Annotated in this window: 15 protein-coding genes; 7 read left to right on the top strand and 8 right to left on the bottom strand. The window is 73.0% G+C overall.

The features are described 5' to 3' along the window. Positions 1–7: 7 nt before the first annotated feature. The gene (locus ACZ4VW_RS29075; protein ID WP_467967484.1) at positions 8–823 is read right to left on the bottom strand and encodes a HEAT repeat domain-containing protein; all 816 of its coding nucleotides are present in this window, start codon (positions 821–823) and stop codon (positions 8–10) included. Between the two features lie 466 nt (positions 824–1289). Between ACZ4VW_RS29075 and ACZ4VW_RS29070 the strand changes: the two genes are divergently transcribed. Both ACZ4VW_RS29070 and ACZ4VW_RS29065 read left to right on the top strand, forming a co-directional pair. Next, the gene (locus ACZ4VW_RS29070; RefSeq protein ID WP_467967482.1) at positions 1290–1667 is read left to right on the top strand and encodes a hypothetical protein; all 378 of its coding nucleotides are present in this window, start codon (positions 1290–1292) and stop codon (positions 1665–1667) included. A gap of 79 nt (positions 1668–1746) precedes the next feature. After that, positions 1747–2256 carry a DUF1203 domain-containing protein gene (locus tag ACZ4VW_RS29065; protein WP_467967480.1) on the top strand — a complete coding sequence of 170 codons (510 nt, stop codon included), beginning with the start codon at positions 1747–1749 and terminating at the stop codon, positions 2254–2256. A gap of 18 nt (positions 2257–2274) precedes the next feature. On the opposite strand, the gene ACZ4VW_RS29060 is transcribed toward ACZ4VW_RS29065, so the two are convergent. Next, the gene (locus ACZ4VW_RS29060) at positions 2275–2727 is read right to left on the bottom strand and encodes a VOC family protein (protein ID WP_467967479.1); all 453 of its coding nucleotides are present in this window, start codon (positions 2725–2727) and stop codon (positions 2275–2277) included. 42 nt (positions 2728–2769) lie between these two features. Here ACZ4VW_RS29060 and ACZ4VW_RS29055 point away from each other — a divergent pair, with 42 nt between their 5' ends. Further along, complete coding sequence (locus ACZ4VW_RS29055) at positions 2770–3372, top strand: CGNR zinc finger domain-containing protein (RefSeq protein ID WP_467967578.1); 603 nt, start codon at positions 2770–2772, stop codon at positions 3370–3372. Positions 3373–3456: 84 nt separating this feature from the next. On the opposite strand, the gene rarD is transcribed toward ACZ4VW_RS29055, so the two are convergent. Both rarD and ACZ4VW_RS29045 read right to left on the bottom strand, forming a co-directional pair. Then, positions 3457–4476, bottom strand: a complete 1020-nt coding sequence (gene rarD / locus ACZ4VW_RS29050) for an EamA family transporter RarD (RefSeq protein WP_467967477.1) — start codon at positions 4474–4476, stop codon at positions 3457–3459. An 82-nt stretch (positions 4477–4558) separates the two neighbouring features. After that, entirely contained in the window at positions 4559–5428 is an 870-nt protein-coding gene (locus ACZ4VW_RS29045; RefSeq protein ID WP_467967475.1) for an NAD(P)H-binding protein, read from the bottom strand. 93 nt (positions 5429–5521) lie between these two features. Between ACZ4VW_RS29045 and ACZ4VW_RS29040 the strand changes: the two genes are divergently transcribed. The 4 genes from ACZ4VW_RS29040 (at position 5522) to ACZ4VW_RS29025 (ending at position 11282) form a co-directional block, all read left to right on the top strand. Beyond that, entirely contained in the window at positions 5522–5932 is a 411-nt protein-coding gene (locus ACZ4VW_RS29040; protein WP_467967473.1) for a winged helix-turn-helix transcriptional regulator, read from the top strand. A gap of 248 nt (positions 5933–6180) precedes the next feature. Next, a complete protein-coding gene (locus ACZ4VW_RS29035; RefSeq protein ID WP_467967471.1) occupies positions 6181–6843 on the top strand; it encodes a hypothetical protein in 663 nt (220 codons plus the stop codon). Continuing rightward, on the top strand, positions 6840–9077 hold the full coding sequence (locus tag ACZ4VW_RS29030) for a bifunctional serine/threonine-protein kinase/ABC transporter substrate-binding protein (RefSeq protein WP_467967469.1): 2238 nt from the start codon (positions 6840–6842) through the stop codon (positions 9075–9077). The genes ACZ4VW_RS29035 and ACZ4VW_RS29030 overlap by 4 nt, the downstream gene beginning before the upstream one ends. Positions 9078–9080: 3 nt before the next feature. Further along, positions 9081–11282 (top strand): bifunctional serine/threonine-protein kinase/ABC transporter substrate-binding protein, encoded by a 2202-nt coding sequence (locus ACZ4VW_RS29025; protein WP_467967467.1) that lies wholly within the window; start codon positions 9081–9083, stop codon positions 11280–11282. An 89-nt stretch (positions 11283–11371) separates the two neighbouring features. Here the strand turns inward: ACZ4VW_RS29025 and ACZ4VW_RS29020 are convergent, their stop codons facing one another. From ACZ4VW_RS29020 to ACZ4VW_RS29005, 4 genes are all read right to left on the bottom strand, one after another. Continuing rightward, positions 11372–12424, bottom strand: coding sequence for a 2-oxoacid:ferredoxin oxidoreductase subunit beta (locus tag ACZ4VW_RS29020; protein ID WP_467967465.1), 1053 nt, complete (start codon positions 12422–12424; stop codon positions 11372–11374). Then, a complete protein-coding gene (locus ACZ4VW_RS29015) occupies positions 12417–14354 on the bottom strand; it encodes a 2-oxoacid:acceptor oxidoreductase subunit alpha (protein ID WP_467967463.1) in 1938 nt (645 codons plus the stop codon). The genes ACZ4VW_RS29020 and ACZ4VW_RS29015 overlap by 8 nt, the downstream gene beginning before the upstream one ends. 304 nt (positions 14355–14658) lie before the next feature. Further along, positions 14659–15318, bottom strand: a complete 660-nt coding sequence (locus ACZ4VW_RS29010; RefSeq protein ID WP_355105938.1) for a response regulator transcription factor — start codon at positions 15316–15318, stop codon at positions 14659–14661. Positions 15319–15616: 298 nt separating this feature from the next. Beyond that, a complete protein-coding gene (locus ACZ4VW_RS29005) occupies positions 15617–16903 on the bottom strand; it encodes a sensor histidine kinase (protein ID WP_467967461.1) in 1287 nt (428 codons plus the stop codon). Positions 16904–17043 lie beyond the last annotated feature (140 nt).

Raw genomic sequence — 17043 nt, 5'->3', positions numbered from 1 at the left:
CGTTCGCTCAGCGGACGAGCGCCTCCATGGCGTCCTCGACGGCTTCCCTGACGTCCGGGTGCGGATCCCGCGCCAACTCCCCGAGCAGCGCCGCGACTCCGGGCGTGGACCAGTACGCCACGGCCTCGACGAGCGCGGTCCGCACGCCGGCGTCGGGGTGCCGGGCCAGCCGGGCCAGCCGCTCCAGGGGCCCGCGCCGCCGCATCCCGTACCAGCGCAGCGCCTCGCGCAGCGCGACGGCATCCCCCTCGGCCTCGGCCGCCTCGACCCGGGCGAGCAGTTCGCGGGGCGGGGGAGGGGGGCCGTCCAGCGGATGCGGCCGGCGCTCACGCAGCCTCCGGGAGCCGTATTCACCGCGCACCCGGCAGCCGTGGCAGGTGCAGGGCGTCCTGCCGTGGGCGTCGGGGAAGTACCGCCACCCGGTGACCTGCCGGACCCGTCGGACGCTTCGTACCTCGCGCCGGGTGACCGCCCGGGGCAGGAACACCTCCCACCCGCGCGGATCGTCGAGCGCGCCCACCGTGCGCACCGCCTCGGCGGCGGTCGTCTCCCGGGGCTCCCGATCGCCGTACCGCCCGACGGTGACCGGCTCCCCGCCCGCGAGGGTGACGTGCACGGCGACGAAGGTGCCGGGCCCGGGCCGGCGGGCCAGCTCGCGCAGCCACTGGTGGGTCAGCGTGTACGACGGCAGGACGGGAAAGAGGTAGACGCCCCGCCCGGCGGCGCCGAGCCCGCTGCCGCGCCCCCGGCTGAGGGCTCGTACGCCGGCCCGCCGGATCCGCGGGACGGTGGCCGCGGCCGTCAGGTGCACGAAGGTCGCCATGAGGGCCGATGGTAGGGGGTGCGGGGACGGAGGCCGAGGCGGACCCCGGTGCCGGGCGGGGTTCCGGAACGCCGATCGCCCTGTCCCTCTTGGGTGGTTGCGTTCGTCGGAGCCGGAGCCGGAGCCGGAGCCGGAGCCGGAGCCGGAGCCGGAGCCGGAGTCGGAGCCGGGGCCGGAGTCGGAGTCGGAGCCGGGCCGGAGTCGGAGTCGGAGCCGGTGTGCCGGGGCCGGAGCGGCGGGCGGTCGCCGCGGACGCGGATCGCTCAGGACTTTCTGACATGCGGTCAGATAGGCGCCCGGGCGCGGGCGTTCCTGCACCGCCGCATACTCTCTGTACTCCCGGCGCCAGGGAGATCCGGCCGGACGGTGCGCGCACGGGCCCTTCTCGGCGTCCGGCCCGCGGGAGCGGAAGAGGGTGACGGCCGTGCGAGGCGGAGACATACGGGTGCGTGCCGCGGGGGCGCTGGTGACCTTGATGCTGGTCGGCGGCTGCTCGTCGCAGGATCCCGAGCAGGTTCGGGCATGGCAGAAGGACTACTGCGGCAAGCTGGGACTGTGGCAGTACGGGCGCGACGCGGCCATGTCCGCGGACGGCGAAGGTGTCACAGGCTCCGCCGGTGCCGCGGACGCCGGAGTCGTCGAAGCGCGCGAGAGCGCCGGGCGGGACGCCATCGCCGCGTCCACGGTGCTCGACCGCGAGCAGCTCGATCGCGACGGAAGCCACATCCTCGTCGACACCCAACAGGCCGTGATGTCGGCCGACGTGCCCGCCGAGGCGCGCGCGGTGCGCTACTGCGACGGCGCGGGATTCGAAACCCTCGTCGACGCCGCGGGGGGAATTTAGCTCCCGCCCTGCGCGACCGGGGGAACTCCACGTCCGATTCCCGCCGGTACGGCGCTCGCCCGGCCGGGACGCTGGGGGCATGACGACCTACATCGCACGCCCCGTCGAGCCCGCCGCCCTCGCCCGGCTTCGGACCGTGGACGACGCCGGACAGCCCTGTGCTCCGTACACCGCCACCGAGGGCGGGAGCCCGTTGCGCTGCTGCCTGCGGCCCGTCGAGCCCGGGGAGAGGATCGCGCTCGTCTCCTACGCGCCGCTGCGCCGTTGGGCCGACGAGACCGGGGCCCGGCCGGGGGCGTACGACGAGCAGGGGCCGGTCTTCATCCACGCCGAGGAGTGCGCGGGGCCGCCGGCGGACCCGGAGGCGTACCCCTTCGCCCGTCCCGGCGCCCTGCGCACCCTGCGCCGCTACGACTCCGAGGGGCGCATCGTCGGCGGTCGCCTCCTGGAGATCCCGGCCGAGGCGACCGAGGGCCTCGACAAGGCCTTCGCGGAGGCGTTCGCCGACCCGCGGGTGGCGCTCGTGCACGTCAGGGCCGTCGAGTACGGCTGCTTCCAGTTCGAGGTGCGGCGCCCCCAGGAGTCCTGAGCAGACGAGCGCCCGACGTCACTGCACGCAGAACTCGTTGCCCTCCGGGTCCGTCATGACCATCCACGTGCCCCCCGGTTCCGCCACCCGGCGCAGCACCGAGGCACCCAGGGACTCCAGGCGCTCGACCTCCGCGTCCCGGGTGCCCTCGGGGGCGTGGACGTCCAGGTGAAGACGGTTCTTGACGGTCTTCTTCTCCGGGACCCGCTGGAAGAGGATGCGGCGGCCGAGGCCGATGCCGGTCTGCTCCTCGTACGGGTCGTCCGGGTGGCGGACGGCGATCAGGTCACGGAACGCGAGGCGGTCGGCGAACGGGACGGTCGCCTCGGGGGGCAGGGCGTGGAGATCGAGGAGGCGCTGGATGTGGGCGCTGTTGTCCTCCTCCACATAGCCGAGGGCGGCTGCCCAGAACACGGCTTGGCCGTGCGGGTCGGCGGCGTCGATCACGAGCTTCCAATGGAGCGCTGTCATGTAACCAGTTATAGTGGTTTCGTGACGCAGGACACAACCGGAATGATCCTCATTCACCCCGATGGACAGCGGTTCCGCTTCGACGCGGGCGCCCTCTGCCTGGAGTTGCTGCTCACCGGCGGCCCCGGGCCCGTGGCGGCGCGGTTCGAGGTCCTCGACGCGGCGGAGGGGCTGCTCGACTGGGTCCGGCGGTGCCGGCTCGGACCCGACCTCGACGTGACCGTCGGGGAGGGCGAGTTGGCGTGCGTACGGGAGGTGCGGGACGCGCTGTGGAGGCTCGCGCACGCCCGGACGCGGGGCCGGGACTACCCACCGCAGGACCTCGCCCTCGTCAACGAGGCCGCCGCACGGCCTCCGCTCGTGCCGCGCATGACCGCCGACGGCGCGCACGCGTGGGCGCCGGGGGCCACCGCGACCCCCCTGCTCTCGACCGTCGCCCGCGACGCGGTCGCGCTGTTCACGGGCCCCCACGCCGACCGGATCCGCGAGTGCGGCTCCGACACCTGCTCCCTGCTGTTCGTGGACACCTCCCGCCCCGGGCGCCGGCGCTGGTGCGCCATGGAGCGGTGCGGCAACCGGCACAAGGTCCGGGCGCACCGGGCCCGTACGCACACGGAGGGAGAGGTGGCGGGCAGGGGGGACTGACCGCGCGCCTCGGTCCGAGGCTCCGGCCGTCGCTGCCGCCTCCCTCCCCTGGCGTCACACCGGAGGGGCCGTGGCTGCCTGTGGTCAGCGTCCGGGCCGGGCCGATGGGGTGGAAACGGCGGTGTCCCCGGTCTCCTCGGCGGCATGGCCGCTTGTGCCGCCGGCCCGTGCGGCCCGCGCGGCGGCCGTGGCCAGGGCCAGCGCCTGGGCCTCCATCCGGCTGCGCCTCCCCGTCCGCAGCGCGTCCCATGTCAGGATCGTCAGCGCCAGCCACACCAGCGAGAAGCCCGCCCAGCGCTCCGGCGGCATCGCCTCGTGGAAGTAGAGGACACCCAGGCTGAACTGGAGGAGCGGCGTCAGGTACTGCAGCAGTCCCAGCGTCGACAGCGGGACGCGGATCGCCGCCGCCCCGAAGCAGACCAGGGGCACCGCGGTGACGATGCCGGTCGCCGCGAGGAGGGCCGCGTGTCCCGCGCCCTCGGAGCCGAAGGTGGCCGAGCCGCGCGAGCCCAGCCACAGCAGGTAGGCGAGGGCCGGCAGGAACTGGACGGCGGTCTCGGCGGCCAGCGACTCCAGGCCGCCGATGTTGACCTTCTTCTTCACCAGGCCGTAGACGGCGAAGGAGGAGGCCAGGATCAGCGAGATCCACGGCGGGCGTCCGTAGCCGATCGAGAGGACGAGGACGGCCGTGACGGCGACCCCGACCGCCACCCACTGCGCGGGCCGCAGCCGCTCCTTCAGGAGCAGGACGCCCAGGGCGATGGTGACGAGCGGGTTGATGAAGTACCCCAGCGAGGCCTCGACGACCTGGCCGGCGTTCACGGCCCAGATGTACACGCCCCAGTTGACGGTGATCATCGTCGCGGCGGACGTGATGAGCACCAGCTTGCGCGGGCTGCGCACCAGCTCCCGTATCCAGCCCCAGCGGCGCAGCGCGAGCAGCGCGAGGGCGACGACGACCAGTGACCACACCATCCGGTGGGCGAGGATCTCGACCGCCCCGGCCGGCTTGAGCAGGGGCCAGAAGAGGGGGACGAGTCCCCACATGCCGTAGGCGCCGATCCCGTAGAAGAGCCCCGCCCGTCCCTCGTCGTCCGTCTTCACCGAACCTCCTGCCCTGCGCCGCACCGTTCTGACGAAGGTAGCGCCGCGCAGGGCGGGCTGTCATGTCCGTACCGCGATACGGTCATGACCTCCGGGCGAGGGCCTCGGCGACCGTCTCGGCGAGCGGGGTGGTCGGGCGGCCGATGAGGCGGGAGAGGTCGCCGGTCCGGCGGGCGAGCGCCCCGCGCGCGATGGCCTTGTCGACGTCCACGAGGATCGCGGCGAAGAAGGGCGGGACGCCCGCGCCGGTCAGGATCTCCTCGTGCGCCTCGGCCGGGACCTCGCGGTACGCGATCTCCTGGCCGGTCTGGCGGGCGACCTCGGCCGCGTACTCGGCCAGCGACCAGGCGACGTCGCCGCTCAGTTCGTACGCCCTGTTCAGGTGCTCCTCGGCCGGGCCGGTGAGGACGGCCGCGGCCGCGGCCGCGAAGTCGGCGCGGGAGGCGGAGGCGATCCGGCCCTCGCCGGCGTTCGCGACGACGGCGCCGTGGGCGAGGACGGGGGCGAGGTTGGCGGTGTAGTTCTCGGTGTACCAGCCGTTGCGCAGGAAGGTGTACGGCAGGCCGGAGTCGAGGATCAGCCGCTCGGTCTCCCGGTGCTCGGCGGCCAGCTCGAAGTCGGCCTCCGGACCGCCGAGGATGCCGGTGTAGGCGAGCTGGGCGACGCCGGCGGCCTTCGCCGCGGCGATCACGGCGGCGTGCTGGGCCACGCGCCGCCCGACCTCGCTGCCGGAGATCAGCAGCACCCGGTCGCCGGCCCCGAAGGCGTCCGCCAGGGTCTCCGGCTTGCCGTAGTCGGCGATCCGCAGCTCGACGCCGCGCTCGGCGAGGTCGGCGGCCTTGGCCTTGTCGCGTACGACGGCGGCCACGGACCCGGCGGGCACCCGGGTCAGCAGCTCGTCCACGACGAGACGGGCGAGCTGTCCGGTGGCTCCGGTGACGACGATGCTCATGGGATCTCCTCGGTGGGGCGGATCGGGCGATGCACTCACCGTACGTCGGGCGCTAACCTTTCGAAAGTACCCACTTTGAAGTAAGGTACTGACATGGGAGTAAGTGAGGAACCGAAGCCCCTGCTCGCGGACGTCGACGGAGCCATGTGCCCCGCGCGCCTCGTCCTGGAGCACGTCACCAGCCGGTGGGGGGTCCTCGTTCTCATCGCGCTGCGCGAGCGGTCCTACCGCTTCAGCGAGCTGCGCCGCCGCGTCGGCGGCGTCAGCGAGAAGATGCTCACCCAGACCCTCCAGACCCTGGAGCGCGACGGCTTCGTCCACCGCGACGCCAAGCCGGTGATCCCTCCCCGCGTCGACTACAGCCTCACCGACCTGGGCGAGGAGGCCGCCGGGCGGGTCGCGGAGCTCGCGCGCTGGACCGACGCCCGCGTCCCGGCCGTCCAGGAGGCCCGCGCCCGCTACGACGCGGCGCGTCGCGAATCCGCTGCGAGATCGTCCCAATGATGTTGTAACCGGGGCGTGTTGGGCCCCCGCCCCGTACGATCTCCTCACCACTCGGGGAAAGTGTGAGCGTGCGTGGGGGAAGCGTGACGTACGGGTACCGAAGAACGCTGCGCGCCTGGGGGGCCTTACTGGCCTGCGGCGTGATCCTGACAGGTTGCTCGGACTCGGGCGACGACACGAAACGCCCCGGGAGCGGGGGCAGTTCCGGTACGCCCCCGGCGTCCACCGGAAGCACGACGGCGCCGCCCGTGGCCCTGCCCACGAAGCTCGGCTTCACTGCCGACCCGGCGCGCGCCCCGAAGAACGAGGCAGAGGCGAAGCGCCTCGCCCTCGCCATCGTCGCGGACCCCGCCTCCTGGGGCTCCGACTACGTCAAGCGCACCCCGTACCTCAGCCCGGACAGCTACTGGCCCGTCCTCGACGAGCGGTGCTCGTGGGAGACCGGAACCCGCCCTTCGTCCGTCCTCCACAGCGTCACCGCCTACAGCGAGATCCCCGCGAAGGCCGGCAAGGGCACGCTCCAGGTCTCCGCCACGGTCACCGTGCACCGCACCGAGTCGGACGCCGACTGGGAGATGGCGCAGACCCTGGAGGAGGCGCTGCGCTGCCCCGACCAGCAGCTGCGCCACGGGGAGCGGATCAAGGGACTGCTGTCCCTCGGCAGCCCGTACGGCGTCGGCGGCAACTTCACCGCCGTGGACTCCCTGCGCGAAGCGGGGACGTACATCAACGACTCCGTCCGCGGCGAGCAGACCTACTCGTGGTACCAGTCCCGCGTCGGACAGGTCACCGTCGCCGCCGTCGTCAAGGGAGCGCCCGGCCACCTCGCCAAGGACGTCGACAACGCGCAGGTCCATGCCCTGGTCGCCATGGTCGGGCGCGCCGAGGACGAGCTGGAGGTCCAGTCGTGAGCCCCGCCCCCCAGCCCGCGTCCGGGTCCGCCCCCGAGCCGGCCCGTGAGCCCGCCGCCCCGCGGCCGCTGCTGCCCTCCGACCCGTCGGCGATCGCCGGATACCGCCTGCTCGGCCGGCTCGGCGCCGGCGGCATGGGCGTGGTCTACCTCGGCCGTACGGACAACGGCGAACTCGCCGCCGTGAAGGTCACCCACGCCGACCACGCCGACCAGCCCGACTTCCGCGCCCGCTTCCGCCGCGAGGTCGAGGCCGCCCGCCGCGTCGCCAGTCCCTGGGCCGTCCCCGTCACCGGCGCCGACCCCGACGCGCCCGAGCCCTGGATGGCGACCGCCTTCGTCCCCGGCCCCTCGCTCGGCGAGGCGGTCACCGCGCACGGCCCGCTGCCGGCGCGGAGCGTACGCGTCCTCGGCGGCGCCCTCGCCCGCGCGCTCGCCGCCGTGCACGAGGCCGGTCTCGTCCACCGGGACGTCAAACCCGGCAACGTGCTCCTCGCCGTCGACGGCCCGCGCCTCATCGACTTCGGCATCGCGCGGACGACGGGGGAGACCGCGCTCACCTCCACCGACATGGTCGTCGGCACCCCGGGCTTCCTCGCCCCCGAACAGGCAGAGGCCCGCGCCGCCCAGATCGGGCCGCCCAGCGACGTCTTCGCCCTCGGCTGCCTCCTCGCCTACGCGGCGACCGGCCGCCCGCCCTTCGGCACGGGGGCGGTCGACGCCCTGCTGTACCGCACCGTCCACGACGAGCCCGACCTCGACGGCGTACCGGACGGGCCCACCGGACTCCTCGACCTCCTGCACGCCTGCCTCGCCAAGGACCCCGCCGAGCGGCCCACCGCCGAGGAGATCGCCGCCCGCCTCACGGAGGACACCCCCAGCGGCGGGGCCGACTGGCTGCCCGCCCCCGTCGTGCGGACCATCGCCGAACGCTCGGCCGCGATGCTCGCCCTGCCCGAGATCGACGCGACCCGGCTCGGCGCATCCGAGACCGACGGCCGGCCGGCGCCCAGCAGACGGAAGTTCCTGCTGGCGTCCGGAGGAGCCGTGCTCGCCGCGGGGGGCGGCACCGCCGCCTGGGCCGCCCTGCGGGACGACGGCAAGGACCGGAAGGCCACCGCGCCACCGAAGAAGCGGCGCTGGGTCATCGGCGTCCACGCGGACCTGACCGGCCCCGCCAAGGACATCGGCCGCGCGCAGGAACGCGGTGCCCGGCTCGCGGTCGAGCAGTTCAACGCCCGCGCGGACAAGCCCTTCACCCTCGAACTCAAGGTCTCCGACGACGGCGGGGACAAGAACAAGGCCCTGGCCGCGGCCCGCGTCCTCACCGGCGACCCCGACGTCCTCGGCGTCCTCGGCCCGACCTCCGACTACCCGGGTCTGGCCGCCCTCCCCGCGTACGACGAGGCGCTCCTGCCCCTCATCACGGTCTCCGTCGGATCGAACCTGCTGACCAACTCGGGCAGCGGCCAGGGGAGGTCGGTGCTCCAGGCGTGCCCGCAGCACCCCATCGCGGGCACCTATCTCAGCTACTACATCCTGGCCAAGACCCGGAGCGTCCGGCCGGGTCTCCTCCAGGAGCGCACCGACGACAACTACGCCTGGCAGTACATCGGCGGCGCCAACTTCGTCTTCCGGCAGGCGAAGCTCGCCCCCATCCCCCGTGTCGTGCCCGCGGCCACCACCGACTACAAGCGCGTGCTCGCCGCCATGATGGCGGAGGGCATGGACGCGTACGTCCACTGCGGCCTCACCCCGAGCGCCGTCCTGGTCGCCCGGGCACTCGACGAACTGGGCTTCACCGGCATGAAGGTCACCGGACAGCATGTGTTCGAGCCCCGGTTCCTGACCGAGGCGGGCGACGCGGCGGAGGGCTGGATCGTCGGCGCGCCGGCCGTCGACCCCGCGTCCCGCAAGGAGGCGTCCGCCCTCGTCGCCGCACACCGCAAGCGCTACGGCACGGCCCCCGCCTTCTACACGGGCGAGTCCTTCGACATGGTCACCTTCCTGGCGCAGGAGGTCGTGAAGGTCGTCAAGGGCGGGAAACGCCTCGACCGCACCGGGATCGCCTCCCTCCTGCGCAAGGCGCGGTACACCGGCGCCATGGGCCAGTACGGCTTCGACGAGAGGGGCGCGCTGTCCGGCGTGGGCACCTTCATGTACGCGGTCGAGAACGGCCGCTTCAAGCCGCTGGAGTTCGCCCCCGCCGGGCCGCCGCAGAACAGACGGACCTGACGCGTGCGGCCCCTCCGCCCCGCCGATCCCTCCGCGATCGCCGGATACCGTCTGCTCGGCCGGCTCGGTGCCGGCGGCATGGGCGTGGTCTACCTCGCCCGGTCCGCCGGCGGCTCGCTCGCCGCGCTCAAGCTGATCCTCGCCGAGCACGCCACCGACCCCGGCTTCCGCGAGCGGTTCCGGCGGGAGGCCCGCGTCGCCGAGCGGATCACCGGCCGCTGGGTGGTCCGCGTCCTCGGCTCCGACCCGGAGGCCCGCGAACCCTGGCTGGCCACCGAGTTCGTCCCCGGACCCTCCCTCGCCGAGGCCGTCGGCGTGCACGGCGCCCTGCCCGAGCCGACCGTACGGGCTCTGGGCGCCCGGCTCGCCGACGCGCTCACGGACATGCACGGGGCAGGACTCGTCCACCGGGACGTCAAGCCCGCCAACGTGCTGCTCGCCCTCGACGGCCCGCGCCTGATCGACTTCGGCATCGCCCGCTCGGCCGGCGCCACCGCCCTCACCGCCACCGACGCGATGATCGGCACACCCGGCTTCCTCGCCCCCGAGCAGGCCCGCGCCACCGGCGCGGGCGAGGTCGGCCCGCCGAGCGACGTCTTCTCGCTCGGCTGCGTGCTCGCGTACGCGACCACCGGCCGGCGGCCCTTCGGTACGGGCGGAGTGGCCGCGATCGTGTACCGCACGGTCCACGAGGAACCCGACCTCGACGGCGTACCGGAAGCCCTGCTGCCGCTGGTGACCGCGTGTCTGGCGAAGGACCCCGTGGACCGGCCCACGGCGGCGGAGGTACGGGCCCGGCTGGGCCCGGCGGAAGCGGCGGCCGGCGACTGGCTGCCCCCCGGGCTGCCGGCGCTGATCGCGGAGCGTTCCGCCCGGGTCCTCGACCTGCCGGTGGCGGAGCCGACCGTCGTCGCGCCCTCCGCCGACCCGGCCCGCACCTCGGCGTCACGGCGCCGCTTCCTGGTCCTGGGGTCCGCGGCCGCCGTCGCGGGGGCGGGCGGGCTGACGGCGTGGCTGGTGAACCGCCCGCCCGGCACACCGGGCTCCGGCGGGTCGCCCGTGGCCCTGCCCACGTACACGATCGGCGTCCAGACCGATCTGAGCGGCCCCCGCGCGGCGGACGGACGCGCCCAGGAGCGCGGGGCGAGGCTGGCCGTCGAGACCCTCAACGCCCGCGCCGACCGGCTCTTCGACCTGGCGGTGAAGGTACGGGACGACCGCGGGGACCCGCAGCGGGCCGCCACCGTGGCACAGGAGTTCGTCAAGGACACGACGGCCGTGGCCGTGATCGGGCCCACCACCCGCGAAACCGTCCTCACCGCGTCCGAGACGTACGACAAGAGCCCCATGGTGGTCGTGTCCGTCGCCGTCGGCGTCGACCAGGGCGACCTCGCCTCGCAGATCCACATCCCCAGCTATCGGGAGCTGCGCGTCCACCACGACATGCTGCAACTGCCCTTCACCAGCTTCGCCCTCGTGCGGGACGCCGTACGGACGGCCGTGGTGGACGACCGGGCGGCGGGTGACTACAGCTGGCGGATGGCCAACTCCGCGCGGACCACCATGTCCCAGGTGGGTCGGACGGTGACGCTCCACCAGGTGGCCGCCGAGAGCGAGGACTTCGGTCCGGTGGTGCGCGAGGCCCTCGCCGCGCGCCCCGACGCGGTGCTCTACGCCGGCGTCTCCCCGCGCCGGGCGGGCCTGTGCGCCAGGGCGCTGAAGGACCAGGGGTACGGCGGCATGCGCGGCGGTGTCGAGTACGCGCTGGCCCCGGAGTTCTTCTCCGTCGCGGGTCCGGCGGCCGAGGGCTGGTACTTCGGCACCACCTACGTCGATCCGGCGCTGATGCCCGGCGCCGAGGCGTTCACCGCCGCCTACCGCACCCGCTGGGGGATCGCGCCGTCGGCACCCGTCGACCGGTTCGCGGTGGAGGCCCACGACGCGGTGACGTGCCTGGCCGAGCGCATGACGGGCCTGGTGTCGGGCCAGAAGCTGGCCATGTCACGGGTCGCCCTGCGCGGGGCGATGCGGGCGTTCACGTACCAGGGGCTCGCGAAGAAGTACGGGTTCGACGTCCAGAACGTGGTGATGTTCAAGTACAACACGGAGCTGTTCCTGTACCGGGTCGAGCGGGGCGTCCCGCGCTTCCTCGGCCAGTTCGAGAAGGCGGCGAACGACGAGAAGAAGCGGCGCGGGAAGGGCTGAGGGGCGCGGCCCTCACGTTCCGCGCCCCTCAGTCGTATCGCCTGCGCCCCTCAGCCGTACCGCTTCCGTCCGGCTTCCGGCGGCGTGCGTCAGCCGACGACGGTCCAGGTGTCGTTCCCCGCGAGCAGCTGCCCGAGGTCGCCCTTGCCGTTCTGCTCGATCGCCGTGTCCAGCTGCTCGGCCATCAGCGTGTCGTACACCGGGCGCTCCACCGACCGGAAGACCCCGATGGGCGTCTGGTGGAGCGTGTCCGGGTCGGCGAGCCGCGAGAGGGCGAACGCGGTCGTCGGGGAGTCGGCGTGCGCGTCGTGGACGAGGACGGAGCTCTCGTTCTCGGGGGTGACCGTGACGACCTTCAGTTCGCCCGTGGCCGGGTCCCGTACGACGCCCTTGTCCAGGCCGGTGCCGAAGCGGATCGGCTGCCCGTGCTCCAGGCGGATCACGGCCTCCTGGGCCTGGTCCTTGTCCTTGAGGACCTCGAAGGCGCCGTCGTTGAAGATGTTGCAGTTCTGGTAGATCTCCACCAGCGCCGTGCCGGGGTGGTCGGCGGCCTGGCGCAGGACCTCGGTGAGGTGCTTGCGGTCGGAGTCGACCGTCCGGGCGACGAAGGACGCCTCCGCGCCGATCGCGAGCGACACCGGGTTGAACGGCGCGTCCAGCGAACCCATCGGGGTCGACTTGGTGATCTTTCCGACCTCGCTGGTCGGGCTGTACTGCCCCTTCGTCAGACCGTAGATCCGGTTGTTGAACAGCAGGATCTTCAGGTTGACGTTGCGCCGCAGGGCGTGGATCAGGTGGTTGCCGCCGATGGAGAGCGCGTCGCCGTCACCGGTCACCACCCACACCGACAGGTCACGGCGCGAGGTGGCCAGACCTGTGGCGATCGCCGGGGCGCGGCCGTGGATGGAGTGCATCCCGTACGTGTTCATGTAGTACGGGAAGCGGGAGGAGCAGCCGATCCCTGAGACGAAGACGATGTTCTCCTTCGCCAGGCCGAGCTCGGGCATGAAGCCCTGCACGGCGGCGAGGACGGCGTAGTCGCCGCACCCGGGACACCAGCGCACCTCTTGGTCGGACTTGAAGTCCTTCATCGACTGTGCGGCTTCGGCCTTCGGTACGAGGTGCAGGAGCGACTCACTCATCGATGGCCTCCTTGAGCGCCGAGGCGAGCTGCTCGGCCTTGAACGGCATCCCGTTGACCTGGGTGTACGAGCGGGCGTCGACGAGGTACTTCGCCCGGACGAGGGTGGCGAGCTGGCCCAGGTTCATCTCCGGGACGACCACCGTGTCGTACTGCTTCAGCACCTTCCCGAGGTTGCGCGGGAAGGGGTTGAGATGGCGCAGATGGGCCTGGGCGATCGGCCGGTCCTCGCGGCGCAGCCGGCGGACGGCCGCCGTGATCGGCCCGTAGGTGGAGCCCCAGCCCAGCACGAGGGTCCGGGCGCCGTCCGGGTCGTCGACCTCGAGGTCCGGGACCTCGATGCCGTCGACCTTGGCCTGGCGGGTGCGGACCATGAACTCGTGGTTGGCGGGGTCGTAGCTGATGTTGCCGGTGCCGTCCTGCTTCTCGATGCCGCCGATGCGGTGTTCGAGGCCGGGGGTGCCGGGGACGGCCCAGGGCCGGGCGAGGGTCTGCGGGTCGCGCTTGTACGGCCAGAAGACCTCGGTGCCGTCCGCCAGCCGGTGGTTCGGGCCGCCGGCGAACTGGACGCGCAGGTCGGGCAGCTCGTCGATGTCCGGGATGCGCCAGGGCTCGGAGCCGTTGGCGAGGTAGCCGTCGGAGAGCAGGAAGACCGGCGTGCGGTAGGTGAGGGCGATCCGGGCGGCCTCGACGGCCGCGTCGAAGCAGTCGGCGGGGGTCCTCGGGGCCACGACCGGCACCGGTGCCTCGCCGTTGCGGCCGTACATGGCCTGGAGGAGGTCGGCCTGCTCGGTCTTGGTCGGCAGTCCGGTCGACGGGCCGCCGCGCTGGATGTCGACGACGAGCAGCGGCAGCTCCAGGGAGACCGCCAGGCCGATCGTCTCGGACTTGAGCGCCACCCCCGGGCCGGAGGTGGTGGTGACGGCGAGCGAGCCGCCGAAGGCCGCGCCGAGTGCCGCGCCGATGCCGGCGATCTCGTCCTCGGCCTGGAAGGTGCGGACACCGAAGTTCTTGTGCCTGCTGAGCTCGTGCAGGATGTCCGAGGCCGGAGTGATGGGGTACGAGCCCAGGTAGAGCGGCAGGTCGGCCTGGCGCGAGGCGGCGATCAGACCGTACGAGAGGGCCAGGTTCCCGGAGATGTTCCGGTACGTGCCGGTGGGGAACGCCCGGGTCGCCGGCGCGATCTCGTACGAGACGGCGAAGTCCTCGGTCGTCTCGCCGAAGTTCCAGCCGGCCCGGAACGCGGCCACGTTCGCCTCGGCGATCTGCGGCTTCTTGGCGAACTTCTGGCGCAGGAAGGTCTCGGTGCCCTCGGTCGGCCGGTGGTACATCCAGGAGAGCAGCCCGAGCGCGAACATGTTCTTGGAGCGCTCGGCCTCCTTCCGGGACAGCCCGAAGTCCTTCAGGGCCTCGATCGTCAGCGTCGTCAGCGGCACCGGGTGGACCCGGTAGCCGTCCAGCGAGCCGTCCTCCAGCGGGGACGTCTCGTAGCCGACCTTGGCCATGGGGCGCTTGGCGAACTCGTCCGTGTTGACGATGATCTCGCCGCCGCGCGGCACGTCGCCGATGTTGGCCTTGAGAGCGGCCGGGTTCATCGCGACCAGCACGTTCGGCGCGTCGCCCGGGGTCAGGATGTCGTGATCGGCGAAGTGCAGCTGGAACGAGGAGACCCCCGGCAGCGTGCCGGCGGGCGCCCGGATCTCGGCGGGGAAGTTCGGCAGCGTCGAGAGGTCGTTCCCGAAGGACGCCGTCTCCGAGGTGAACCGGTCACCGGTCAGCTGCATACCGTCACCGGAGTCCCCGGCGAACCGGATGATCACCCGATCGAGTTTCCGGACTTCCTTCTCGTCGCCGTGGTGGGGCGCTGCCGGGACGCTGCGCTGCTCCCCGACCAGGGCCTCACCGGCCTCGCTACTGACCTGGCTGGTCACTGAACTGGACCTCCCTCGCGGCAAGGGTCTCTCCGCCGGAGGCGGGAGAAGGCTCGGGAGACGGTCGGCGGACCGGCCGTCCCGTGGCCCACCCTACGACGGTAAGGGGTGCCTTCCCGGGACTTCTCGCATCACGGACCTCGTTTTGAGATGCCCTTGTGTCATAGCTTGTCACGTTCTGTCGCCCCCGGAGTCTTCGCGGACTCGGTGTTCCGCTCGTCCTTTGGTACCGGCTCGCGCTTGCTCCGTCATGAGGTCCGGCTTGACCGGATCTTGTGTCGCTATCTGACAGAGTGTCAGGTCTTCAGGAGTTCAGGTAGGTCAACACCGCGAGTACCCGGCGGTGATCCCCGTCACTCGGCGACAGGCCCAGCTTCAGGAAGATGTTGCTGACGTGCTTCTCCACCGCGCCGTCGCTCACCACCAGCTGTTTCGCGACCGCCGAGTTCGTCCGCCCCTCGGCCATCAGGCCGAGGACCTCCCGCTCGCGCGGGGTCAGGTTGGCCAGCACGTCCTGCTTACGGCTCCGGCCGAGGAGCTGCTGCACGACCTCCGGGTCCAGCGCCGTACCGCCCCGGGCCACCCGGACCACGGCGTCCACGAACTCGCGGACCTCGGCGACCCGGTCCTTCAGGAGATAGCCCACGCCCCGGCTCGAACCGGCCAGCAGCTCGGTGGCGTACTGCTCCTCCACGTACTGCGAGAGGACCAGGACCCCTATCTCCGGGTACTCCTTGCGCAGCCGTACCGCCGCCCGTACGCCCTCGTCCGTGTGCGTGGGGGGCATCCGGACGTCCGCCACCACCACGTCGGGCAGCGCGTTCTCACCGGCGAGACCGGCCACGGTCTTCACCAGGGCCTCTCCGTCGCCCACCCCGGCGACGACCTCGTGCCCCCGGTCGGTCAGCAGCCGGGTCAGGCCCTCACGGAGCAGCACTGAATCCTCGGCGATGACCACACGCACCCTGTCCGCCACGTTCTCCACGACCTTGAAGCCCCCATGTCGATGTTCCGGTGAGGCCCCAGCATCGCACCCCGTCCCTCGCGCGGCGGGCATTCCGCCGGCAACCCGTGAGCGGGTTGTGGCCAGGCGTTCCGCGGGGCGGCTCCCGGAACGGTGGGCTCCACCACGGCTGCGCACGGGTGGGCCCGACGGTTCTGCGGCGCGGACCAGGACGGTGCCCTCGGCGGGCCCGGGACGGTGCCCTCGGAGGGCTCAGGGCCGTGCCCGCGGAGGGCTCGGGACGGTGCCCGCGACGGGCTCAGGCCCTCCAGGGCAGCTCCGCCGTGACCGTCGTCGGGCCGCCCGCCGGCGAGTCCACCGCCAGGATGCCGTCGACCGCGGTGAGCCGCTCCGTCAGACCGGCCAGACCACTGCCCGCCGCCACGTCCGCGCCGCCCCGCCCGTCGTCCCTGACCTGAAGCATCAGCCCGTCGCCGGTGTGCCACACATCGACCCAGGCGCGACGTGCGCCGGAGTGCTTCGACACGTTCTGCAGCAGCTCGGAAACGGTGAAGTAGGCGATCCCCTCGATCGCGGGCACCGGCCGGGCCGGAAGGTCGACCTCCACCGACACCGGGACCGTGCAGCGGGACGCGACCGCCGACAGTGCCGCGTCCAGGCCGCGGTCGGTGAGGACCGCCGGGTGGATGCCCCGGGCCAGGTCGCGCAGCTCCCGCAACGCCGTCTTCACCTCGCCGTGCGCCTCCTCGACCATCTGCGCCGCCGCCCTGGGGTCCTCGGCGAGCTTCTCCTTCGCCAGACCCAGGTCCATGGCGAGCGCGACGAGCCGGGCCTGGGCGCCGTCGTGCAGATCGCGCTCGATCCGGCGCAGATCGGCGGCGGCGGTGTCCACGACCACACCCCGGTCCGTCTCCAGCTCCGTCACACGCGTCGCCAGCCGTGACGGACCCAGCAGCCCGGAGACCATCAGCCGGTCGACCGCGGCCAGCGAGCGGATGATCCACGGTCCGACGAGCACGAACAGCAGGCCGACGGCGCTGGTGACGGCGATCTCGAAGGGGGAGTCCAGGTAGAAGGCGCGCGTCCGGTCGCCGTACAGCTGGATGCCGTCCTGGCCCGCGTACAGAGGGAAGACCCACTGCCAGAGGGGGTACGTGAACAGCGCCCAGCCCCAGACCCAGAAGGTCACCGAGACGGTGAAGGCGAAGATGGCCCACGGCATGTGGAGGATCGCGTACAGCAGGTGCCGCCAGGACGCGCCGCTCTTCAGCATCGCCCCCATCCACGACATCGCCCCGCCCGTACGGCCCCGCACCGGCTCGGGCGCCGCCACGTCCACGCCCAGCAGCGCGCGTGCCCGGGCCCGCTCGACGGCGCCGAAACCGCGGCAGAGGGCGAGCCCGCCGGCCAGGACCGGGATGCCGAGGAAGGTGATCAACAGCCCCGCGCCCGCCGAGACCATGGCGATGGAGAGCGCGAAGTAGACGCAGCTCAGCGGCAGCCCGAGCACCAGGTGGCCGAACTCGCGCCAGGTGCGGGCCTCGAACGGCGCGCGGAGCCCGGCGGGGAGGCGGTGGGTAGCCATCGCTGTGGTCCGTTTCTGCTCGGGGAGGGTGATGTCTCAAGGGTTCCGGTCGGCGGCGCCGCGGACCATGAGGAAGGTGGGCGTCTCGGGCGGGGGGTTTTCCCTACCTGGGCGGGCGCGGAAGCCGGCGCCCGCGCAGG

The organism is Streptomyces sp. NPDC029139 (genome assembly GCF_055564335.1).
This window is presented reverse-complemented; position numbering and strand designations above follow the sequence as displayed.

Excerpts from the sequence above, each read along its gene's own strand:
- ACZ4VW_RS29075 (WP_467967484.1), bottom strand. The coding sequence starts at position 823 with ATGGCGACCTTCGTGCACCTGACGGCCGCGGCCACCGTCCCGCGGATC.
- ACZ4VW_RS29065 (WP_467967480.1), top strand. The coding sequence starts at position 1,747 with ATGACGACCTACATCGCACGCCCCGTCGAGCCCGCCGCCCTCGCCCGG.
- ACZ4VW_RS29060 (WP_467967479.1), bottom strand. The coding sequence starts at position 2,727 with ATGACAGCGCTCCATTGGAAGCTCGTGATCGACGCCGCCGACCCGCAC.
- ACZ4VW_RS29055 (WP_467967578.1), top strand. The coding sequence starts at position 2,770 with ATGATCCTCATTCACCCCGATGGACAGCGGTTCCGCTTCGACGCGGGC.
- ACZ4VW_RS29045 (WP_467967475.1), bottom strand. The coding sequence starts at position 5,428 with ATGAGCATCGTCGTCACCGGAGCCACCGGACAGCTCGCCCGTCTCGTC.
- ACZ4VW_RS29040 (WP_467967473.1), top strand. The coding sequence starts at position 5,522 with ATGGGAGTAAGTGAGGAACCGAAGCCCCTGCTCGCGGACGTCGACGGA.
- ACZ4VW_RS29020 (WP_467967465.1), bottom strand. The coding sequence starts at position 12,424 with ATGAGTGAGTCGCTCCTGCACCTCGTACCGAAGGCCGAAGCCGCACAG.
- ACZ4VW_RS29005 (WP_467967461.1), bottom strand. The coding sequence starts at position 16,903 with ATGGCTACCCACCGCCTCCCCGCCGGGCTCCGCGCGCCGTTCGAGGCC.